The sequence below is a fragment of the Microbacterium sp. genome (genome assembly GCF_026393345.1).
In the GTDB taxonomy this organism is placed as follows: domain Bacteria; phylum Actinomycetota; class Actinomycetes; order Actinomycetales; family Microbacteriaceae; genus Microbacterium.
Genome location: NZ_JAPLAI010000005.1, coordinates 1 through 8,839, shown reverse-complemented (window position 1 = coordinate 8,839; position 8,839 = coordinate 1). Strand labels below are relative to the sequence as shown.

Genomic DNA, 8,839 nt, shown 5'->3' with positions numbered 1-8,839 from the left:
CCTCGTCACGATCGTGCTGGTCGCGCTCGAGCCGCGGAGCGACGCCGACCCGGCCGAGCTGCTGAGCGCGGCCGGGCTCGACCCGATCGAACAGCGGCGCCTGCGGGGGGCGCTGCGCCGGGCGGCCCCCGAGGAGCGCGCGACCTCGGCCGAGCTCGTCGCCTCGGCCCTGGCCCACCCGCTCGAGCTCGACCTGCTCGACACGCGGGAGGGGCGGATCGCGGCCCGCCTCGCTCACACGCTCCGGACGCTTCGCGAACAGCACGCGGCGGGTGCCACGGCACACGAGCTGCTGTGGACCGCCTGGGAGCGGAGCGGTAACCAGCGCGCCTGGGCGCAGGCGGCCCGCGGCACCGGTCCCCTCGCCGCGCAGGCTGACCGGGACCTCGACGCCGTGGTCGCGCTGTTCCAGGCGGCGAAGCGGTACGGCGAACGCGCGGTGGATGCCGAACCGGTCGCGTTCCTGCGTAGCGTTCTCGACAGCGACGTCGCCGAAGACCGGCTCGAGGCGGAGGCGCCGCGCCCCCGCGTGCGCGTGATGACCCCGGCGGGCGCCGTGGGTGCCGAGTTCGACACCGTCGTGGTGGCGGGCGTCCAGGACGGTGTGTGGCCGAACACGCGCCTGCGCGGAGGCCTGCTCGACACCTGGCGGCTGGCGGAGACCGCGATCGACCCCGCCATCGGCCCCGCGGTCGGCGACCGGCGGCGCGGCGTGCTGCACGACGAGCTCCGCCTGTTCGCGCGCTCCGTCTCGCGCGCCCGCGCCCGCCTCGTGGTGACCGCCGTCGACGACGACGACACCGGACCGAGCCCGTTCTTCGAACTGCTGCCGCCGCCCGGCGCGCCGCCGGCGGAACATCCCCTCTCGCTGCGCGGCCTCGTCGCCCAGCACCGCCGCACCCTCACCGAGGGCCGCGCTCCCGCGACCGTCCGCGCCCACGCCGCCGGTCAGCTCGCCGTGCTCGCGGCGGCCGGTGTGCCGGGAGCCGCACCGGAGGACTGGTACGGCGGCCGGGGACCCAGCTCGACCGCGCCCCTGCACGACCCGGCCCGCGAGCCGGTACGGGTGTCGCCCTCCCGCATCCACGACATCGAGGAGTGTCAGCTGAACTGGGTCATCGGCGACCTCGGCGGCGACCCCGGCAGCACTACCGCCGGCATCGGCACGCTCATCCACTTCGCGCTCGAGACCGAGGCGGCCGGCACCGAGGAGCAGTTGTGGGCGGCCGTGGAGCAGCGCTGGGGCGAACTGGAGTTCGATTCCGCCTGGCGGGAGCGGGCGGAGCGCACCCGCGCGCGCGACCTGGTGCGACGCCTCCACCGCTACCTGCGCGACGTCGAGGCCGCCGGCGGACGGCTCCTCGGCGCGGAGCCCCACTTCGAGGTGCCGGTCGATCTGGGGGAGGACGTCGATGGTCAGGCGCTGCTCAGCGGCTACATCGACCGGGTGGAACTGACCGGCGAGGGGAAGGTCGTGATCGTCGACATGAAGACCGGACGCCACGAACCGCAGACCGATGCGAAGGTCGCCGACCACCCGCAGCTCGCCGCCTACCAGCTCGCCCACGCCTCGGGGGCGCTCACGGAGACTGCAGGGCTGCCCGCGGGCGGCGCGAAGCTGCTCGTGCTGCATCCGACCTCCACCAAGGTGGAGTACGCAGCGCCCGCGCAGGCCCCGTTCGACCCGGAACGCACCGAGGAATTCCTGGAGCGGGTGCGGGGGAGCGTGGCCGTCATGCGCGGCACCCGGTTCCTGGCGCCCATCGAGGCGCACTGCCGGGACGAGTTCTCGTTCGGCGTGTGCCGCATCCACACGATCGGCGCGGTGAGCGCCTCGTGACCGTCGACCTCGGGACGGCGCCGGCTCGCACGACGCCGCTCGTGTCGGCGCAGGCGCTCGCCGCCGCGCTCGGACAGTTCCCGCCCACCGCCGAGCAGGCCGCGGTCATCGAATCCCCCCTGGCGCCCGCCCTCGTGGTCGCCGGCGCCGGCAGCGGCAAGACCGAGACGATGGCGGGGCGGGTGGTGTGGCTCGTCGCCAACGGCCTGGTGCGCCGCGACGAGGTACTGGGGCTCACCTTCACCCGCAAGGCCGCCGGCGAGCTATCCGAACGGGTGCGTCGGCGCCTCGCCCGGCTCGCGGACATCGAACGGGCCGGCCTCATCCCGGTGCTCGACGACCTGTATGCGCAAGGCGCGCTCGAGGTCTTCGGGCAGGCCGAGCGGGCGGGCGACGAACAGACCCGGCTCCGCGCTCTCGACGCCCTCGCGCGCCGTCACCCGGGCGGCGCGCCCGCGACACCTGCGGCGGAGGAACTTCTCGACCGCCCCACCATCGCCACCTACAACGGGTTCGCCGACGCGATCGTGCGGGAGAACGCGGTGCGGCTGGGGCGCGACCCGGAGGCTGCGGTGCTCTCGGAGTCCGCGGCCTGGCTGCTCATGCGCCGGGTCGTGCTGGAATCCGACGATCCGCGGCTCGAGCAGCGCCCCGAGTCGGTGCGCACCCTGGTCGACGCGGCGTTGCGGATCGCCCGCGACGCCGTCGACAATCTCGCCGACCTCGATGCGCTCTCCGCCTTCGCGGAGCGCTTCCAGCAGGTGAGGGACCGGCCGAGCGAGAACCGCCGCACGGTCGTCTACAAGGACGTCGCCACCGCGGCCGATCGCCTGGCGGGGCTGCCGTTGCTGGCGACGCTCGCCCGCGAGTACGCCGCCCGCAAGCAGCGCCTATCCGTCCTCGACTTCTCCGATCAGGTGGCGGGCGCGCTGCAGGCCGTTCGCGCCGACCCGGCCGTCGCGGCGGACCTCCGCGACCGCTACCGCGTGGTGCTGCTCGACGAGTACCAGGACACCTCGGTGGTGCAGACGGACCTGCTCGCCGAGGTCTTCGCCGACACCACCGTGATGGCCGTGGGCGACCCGCACCAGTCGATCTACGGCTGGCGCGGCGCGAGCGCCGGGAACCTCGGCGACTTCTCCCGCGTGTTCGCGCCCGGCGGCCGCCACGGCAGCTTCTCGCTGCTGACGAGTTGGCGGAACGCCGACCGGGTCCTCGTGGCCGCGAACGCCGTGCTCGAACCGCTCGCCCGGACCGCCCCGGTCGACGTCGGGGCGCTCCGGGCGCGCCCCGGCGCCCCGGCCGGACAGGTCGACATCGTCGTCGCCGCGGACGTGGATGCGGAGGCCGCGCGCGTCGCCGACTGGTTCGCGCAGGTGCGGACCGAGCGCTCCCGCGCGGGCGAGGCGACCACGGGCGCCGTGCTCTTCCGCAGCAAGAAACACATGGTCCGGTTCGCCGACGCCCTCGGTCGCCGCGGCATCCCGCACCGCATCCTGGGCCTCGGCGGGCTTCTGTCCACCCCCGAGGTGGTCGATGTGATGAGCGCCCTGCGCGTGATCTCCGACCCGGATGCGGGATCGGCGCTCATCCGCCTGCTCGCCGGTCCCCGGTGGTCGATCGGACTTGCCGACCTCGGTGCGCTCTCCCGCCTCGCCCGCCGTACCGGTCAGGGCGACGAAGGCGCTGCTGCGCCGGGCCGGCGACAGTGCGTCGCTCCCCGAGTTCACCCCCGAGGGCCTCGCGCGTCTGCGGGACGCCGCCGCCGTCCTCGGGGGCCTGCGCCGCGCATCGGGTCTCGCGATCCCGGAGCTCATCCGGCTGGTCGAGGCCGAACTGCGCCTGGATATCGAGCTGGCCGCCAACGAGACCCGCGGCCCCGCCCGCATCGCCTCGGCGCAGCTGCGCGCGTTCCTCGACGAAGTGCACGCGTTCCTCGCCGCCGATGAACGCGGCACGCTGGCGAGCCTGCTCGCGTGGCTCGACCACGCCGAGAAGCTCGACGAGTTCGCCCCGCGCACCGAGCCGCCCGAGGACGACGTGGTGCAGCTGCTCACCATCCATGGCTCGAAGGGGCTGGAATGGGATGCGGTGGCGGTCGTCCGCATGGTGGAGGACGAACTGCCGACCGCACCGCGCGACAGCAAGGGCTGGCTCGCCTTCGGGGTGCTTCCCTCGGCCTTCCGTGGCGACGCCGACTGGCTCCCGGTGCTCGACTGGGAAGCGGCCGAGACGCAGCAGGAGCTGATGGCCGCCATCCAGGACTTCGTCACGCAGAACCGCGACCGGGCCTGCGAGGAAGACCGGCGGCTCGCCTACGTCGCAGTCACCCGCGCCCGTGACCGGCTGCTGTTGAGCGCGTCACCCTGGGCCGGCGGCAAGAGTCCGCGGCGGCCGAGTCGCTTCCTCGTCGAGATGGCCGAGGCACTGCGCATCGCCCTGCCCGAGGACGATCCGGGCGAGAACCCGTTCGACGGGCAGCGCCGGATGCTGGAGTGGCCGCTGGATCCGCTGGGCGCCCGTCGCGGCACGGTCGAGGCGGCGGCTGCGGCGGTCCGCGCTGCGGCCGAGCGTCCCCCCGTGGAACCGGACCGGGACCTCGCGCTGCTGCTGGCGGAGCGGGCGGCGTTGCGGACCGCTGCCGTCGGCACCGCGCCCACCCGCATCCCCGCATCCCAGTTCAAGGACTTCGTCGCCGACTACGACGATGCGGTCGCCCGCCGTGCCCGCCCGCTGCCGGAACGGCCCTACCGCCAGACGCGGGTGGGGACGCTTTTCCACACCTGGGTGGAGGAACGCTCCGGCGTGGGGCCCGGCCACGCCTCGCTCGATGACGCGCTGTGGGACGACGACCCGGGTCCCGGGCTCGACCAGGTGAGCGTCGGCGAGGACGACGCGGCGGCGCTCGAGCGCCTGCAGCGGACCTTCGAAGCGTCCGAGTGGGGGCCGTTGCAACCGATCGAGGTGGAGACGGAGATCGACTTCCGCCACACCGGTCTCGATGGCCGGGAGCACGTCGTCATCTGCAAGCTCGACGCCGTGTACGCCCGCGGCGACCGGTTCGAGATCGTGGACTGGAAGACGGGCCGTAGTCCCCGCACCGCGGCGGAGCGCGCCGAGCGGTTGGTGCAGCTGGATCTCTACCGGCAGGCGTACAACCAGCGACACGGGGTCGCGCTCGACCGCATCGACGTCGCGCTGTTCTACGTGGCAGAGGGGCTCGTCATCCGCGCATGACGTCGCCGGTGTCGCTCCAGCGGCGCAGCGCCGACTCCGACGCCCGGCTCGCCTCCTCGGCGTAACCGATGTCGGCGGCCGCGTCGTCCGCATCGTCGGTACCGGCATCGCCGGACGACTCGGGGTCGTGCGTCTGTGCCGGGGCGTCGGCGCGGAGCGGTGCCTGTTCGCCCGTCGCCATCGCCGTCCACTCGGACAGATCCACTGGGAGGGTGGGCACGGTGCCGCTGTCGGCCATCGAGCGCTGTTCCTCGTCGGAGAGATAAGAGGACAGCATCGCCGGATCGTACGCATCCGTCTGCATCGAGGTGTCGACCCCGGAGTCGGGGCGCATCGGGACGCGATCGAGCAGGTCCACCGCGGCGGCCACGTCGCCATCCGCGCGGGGGAGCAGGTCCGTGCCGCGGGTCGACGTCTCGAGGGTCTGGAGCATCTGCGCGGCATCGTCGACGACGGCGGTGTCGCCCTCGTCCAGGCCATGCAGGAGCCACCGGGCGAAGTCCAGTTCGGCGTACAGGCGGGCGCGTTCGGCCAGCAGCGGGTCACCCGCGCGGTGTGTGGCCTGCAGATAGGCGTCCAGCACCGAGGCAGCAGCATCCGGCGCCGTGGCGAGCCAGGTGAGATCGACCGCCGGGTCGCCCACCGATAGGCCGCCCCAGCCGAGGACGCCGTGCAGGACCGGACCTTCCTCGTCGTCGATGAAGACGAAGCGCTCCGCCTCCGTGCCGCCGAGCACCACCGTCGGCTCGAACCGCCACAGCGCGTCGTCGTCGATCGCCCCGCGCCACCGGTCCCGGAGTGCCGCGCCGACATGCCCGGCCGCCTCCGCCCGGTCGACGATGCGGGACAGGTCCACCCGCTCACGGTCGGGGCTGCGCACCGGCAGCCCCTCGGCGCGGACGACCGACACCGGAAGATCGTGGACCGCCGCGATGGCGCGTCCGATGGCCCCCGAAACGCCCCCCGGGGGGAGCTCCGCGGTCGGCACCCGATACCCGTCGAGGAAGTCGACCACCCCGGCGGTGGCGTCGGAGAGAACAGCCCGACCGTGCACGTGCGGCACCTGGAAGGGCAGCAGGGAACGGATGCCGGCGGTCAATGCCTCCAGCACCCGCAGCTCGTCCCGGAGCTCCCGGTCGGCGTCCGGGTCGGTGGCCGCGCGCACGACGAGGACACGACCGTCGGCGAGCTCCACCGCCGCCGCATCGAAACGGCCGTCGCCGGTGCCGCCGAGCCGACGTGTCCGCACGACGTCGGCGTCCGGCACGGCTGCGGTCGCCGCCGCGGCTAGAGTGAGCGGGGATCGTGACATGCCCTTAGGGTAGGTCGGCGGCCCTGTCAGGCCGCCCGCGCCACGCCCGTCGAGGAGGTATCGGTGAGCGCTTCCGCCTCTTCCGCCCCGGCATCGCGGCTCTCCGCGATCGACCGTCGTGGCGCCGAACGCGACGTCCCCGGCCTGCTCACGGCCGCGCTCGCGGACCCCGCCGCGGTCGTGGTCGCCGCCCGGCGCGACGCCGTGCCGACCGACGGGACCGGGGCGCTCCGTTTCCTGCCCGTCGCGGAGATCCCCGCCGGCGCGTCATGGGCGTTCCTCGGCCGTACCCCCGAGGGCGCTCCCGTGCTGCTCGCCGCGGTGGGCGACGACGCGCTGCCGGAGCTCGCCTGGTCCTCGCTCCGGCTCGCCGGGGCAGACCTCGACCCCGTCGATGCCGAGTGGGCCGTCCTGGCCGTGAGCGTCGCCCGGTGGCTGCGCGACTCCCGCTTCTGTCCCGCGTGCGGCGCCGAGACCGAGCTCGCCCAGGCCGGCTGGTCCCGCCACTGCCCGTCCTGCGGGCGCCAGCACTTCCCGCGCACCGATCCGGCCGTCATCGTGGCGGTGACCGACGCGGCCGGCGACCGGCTGCTTCTCGGCTCGAACGCCGCGTGGCCGCAGGGGCGCTACTCCTGCTTCGCCGGTTTCGCCGAGGCGGGGGAGTCGCTCGAGTCCGCCGTGCAGCGCGAGGTAGCCGAAGAGGCGGGCGTCCACGTGGCGGCCCCGCTCTACCAGGGCTCACAACCCTGGCCGTACCCGCGGTCCCTCATGCTCGGGTTCCGCGCCGTCGCCTCCGACCCCGACGAGGCGGAGGCGGACGGGGAGGAGATCGCCGAGGTGCGTTGGTTCAGCCGCGCCCAGATCGCCGACGCGCTGGCGGGTCACGGCGAGATCACTCTGCCTGGACCCGTGTCGATCGCCCATCGGCTCATCGTGCAGTGGCTCGGCGAGCGGCCATGACCGACCCCGTCTTCGAGGGCCTGGACGACGCGCAGCGCTCGGCCGTGACCACCCTCCGCGGGCCGGTGTGCGTGCTGGCGGGGGCCGGCACGGGCAAGACCCGCGTCATCACCCGGCGCATCGCCCACGGCGTCGCGACGGGGGCGTACTCCCCGGGCCGGGTGATGGCGGTCACCTTCACCGCGAAGGCGGCGGGCGAGATGCGCGGGCGCCTGCGCGCACTCGGGGTGGAGGGCGTGTCGGCTCGCACGTTCCACGCTGCGGCCCTCGCCCAGCTCAACCACTTCTGGCCGATCGTGGCTGGTTCGGCCGCCCCCCGCATCGTGGACAGCAAGGTGCGCCTGCTCGGCCAGGCGGCCAGTGAGCTGAAGCTGCGGGTCGATGCCACGACCCTCCGGGACGTCGCCTCCGGGATCGAGTGGCGCAAGGTCACCCTCCGAAGCGCCGACGACTACGCCCGTGCCCGGCCCACCGGAGTGGGGGATCTCAGCATCAGCGCGGTGCACGACCTGCATCAGGCGTACGAACGCGTCAAGGACGAGCGCCACCAGATCGACTTCGAGGACGTGCTGCTCGCCTGCGCCGGCATGATCGAGGCCGAGCCGCGGGTCGCGCAGGAGGTGCGCGAGCAGTACCGGCACTTCACCGTGGACGAGTTCCAGGACGTCTCGCCGTTGCAGCACCGGCTGCTGGAGCTGTGGCTCGGCGACCGACGCGACCTGTGCGTCGTCGGCGATGCGAACCAGACGGTGTACACCTTCGCCGGCGCCGATGCCACGCTCCTGCTCGGCTTCGAACGGCGCTACCCGGACGCGCAGGTGATCCGGCTGGAGCAGAACTACCGGAGCGCCCAGCCGGTGCTCCGGGTCGCGAACGCGCTCATGCGGGGTCGCCCCGGCGCCCTGGAGCTGCGCGGCGAGCGCGGCATCGACGCGCCGCTGCCGACCCTCGTCCGCTACGACGACGACGCGCACGAGGCGACGGGCGTCGCCGCCGCCGTCCGCGCACAGCTGGATGCGGGCGTCGACCCCCGCTCCATCGCTGTGCTCTACCGGGCGCATGCCCAGTCTGCGGAACTCACCACGGCGTTCGCCGCCGCGGGGATCGCGGTCACCGTGCTCGGCGGCACGCGGTTCTTCGACCAGCCGGAGGTGCGGCAGGCCGTCATGGCGCTGCGCGCGGCATCCGTGGCACCCCTGGAGAGCACGTTCCACGACAGCGTCCGCGACGTGCTGCGCTCCCTCGGACTCACCGATGAGCCGCCGCCCGCGGGTGGCGCGCTGCGTGACGCGTGGGAGGCGCGACGCGCGGTCCTCGCCCTCGCCGAGGAGATGCCGGCCGATACGACGCTGCGCATCTTCACCGACCGGTTGATGGCGCGGGCGAAGGACCACCACGAGCCCGCTCGTGCGACGATCACCTTCGCGACACTGCACGCCGCAAAGGGCCTGGAATGGGAGCACGTGCACCTGGTGGGTCTCGCGGAGGGC

6 protein-coding genes are annotated in these 8,839 nt (G+C 74.1%); 5 read left to right on the top strand and 1 reads right to left on the bottom strand.

What is annotated here, in order from left to right; translation table 11 throughout:
- The 3 genes from NT132_RS00445 to NT132_RS00435 all read left to right on the top strand — a co-directional run.
- Nucleotides 1-1,840, top strand: a 1,840-nt coding sequence (locus NT132_RS00445) for a UrvD/REP family ATP-dependent DNA helicase (protein ID WP_297783122.1), incomplete at its 5' end; no start/stop codon positions are given.
- The gene (locus tag NT132_RS00440; RefSeq protein ID WP_297783119.1) at nucleotides 1,837-3,789 is read left to right on the top strand and encodes an ATP-dependent helicase; all 1,953 of its coding nucleotides are present in this window, start codon (nucleotides 1,837-1,839) and stop codon (nucleotides 3,787-3,789) included. The genes NT132_RS00445 and NT132_RS00440, both read left to right, overlap by 4 nt.
- On the top strand, nucleotides 3,764-5,077 hold the full coding sequence (locus tag NT132_RS00435) for a 3'-5' exonuclease (RefSeq protein WP_297783116.1): 1,314 nt from the start codon (nucleotides 3,764-3,766) through the stop codon (nucleotides 5,075-5,077). The genes NT132_RS00440 and NT132_RS00435 overlap by 26 nt, the downstream gene beginning before the upstream one ends.
- Here NT132_RS00435 and NT132_RS00430 read toward each other — a convergent pair.
- Entirely contained in the window at nucleotides 5,064-6,389 is a 1,326-nt protein-coding gene (locus NT132_RS00430) for a phosphotransferase (RefSeq protein ID WP_297783113.1), read from the bottom strand. The genes NT132_RS00435 and NT132_RS00430 overlap by 14 nt on opposite strands.
- Nucleotides 6,390-6,452: 63 nt before the next feature.
- Here NT132_RS00430 and nudC point away from each other — a divergent pair, with 63 nt between their 5' ends.
- Both nudC and NT132_RS00420 read left to right on the top strand, forming a co-directional pair.
- Complete coding sequence (gene nudC, locus NT132_RS00425; RefSeq protein ID WP_297783109.1) at nucleotides 6,453-7,349, top strand: NAD(+) diphosphatase; 897 nt, start codon at nucleotides 6,453-6,455, stop codon at nucleotides 7,347-7,349.
- Nucleotides 7,346-8,839: ATP-dependent helicase (locus NT132_RS00420; RefSeq protein WP_297783105.1), on the top strand; the 1,494-nt coding region annotated here is incomplete at its 3' end. The genes nudC and NT132_RS00420, both read left to right, overlap by 4 nt.

Excerpts from the sequence above, each read along its gene's own strand:
- NT132_RS00430 (WP_297783113.1), bottom strand. The coding sequence starts at position 6,389 with ATGTCACGATCCCCGCTCACTCTAGCCGCGGCGGCGACCGCAGCCGTG.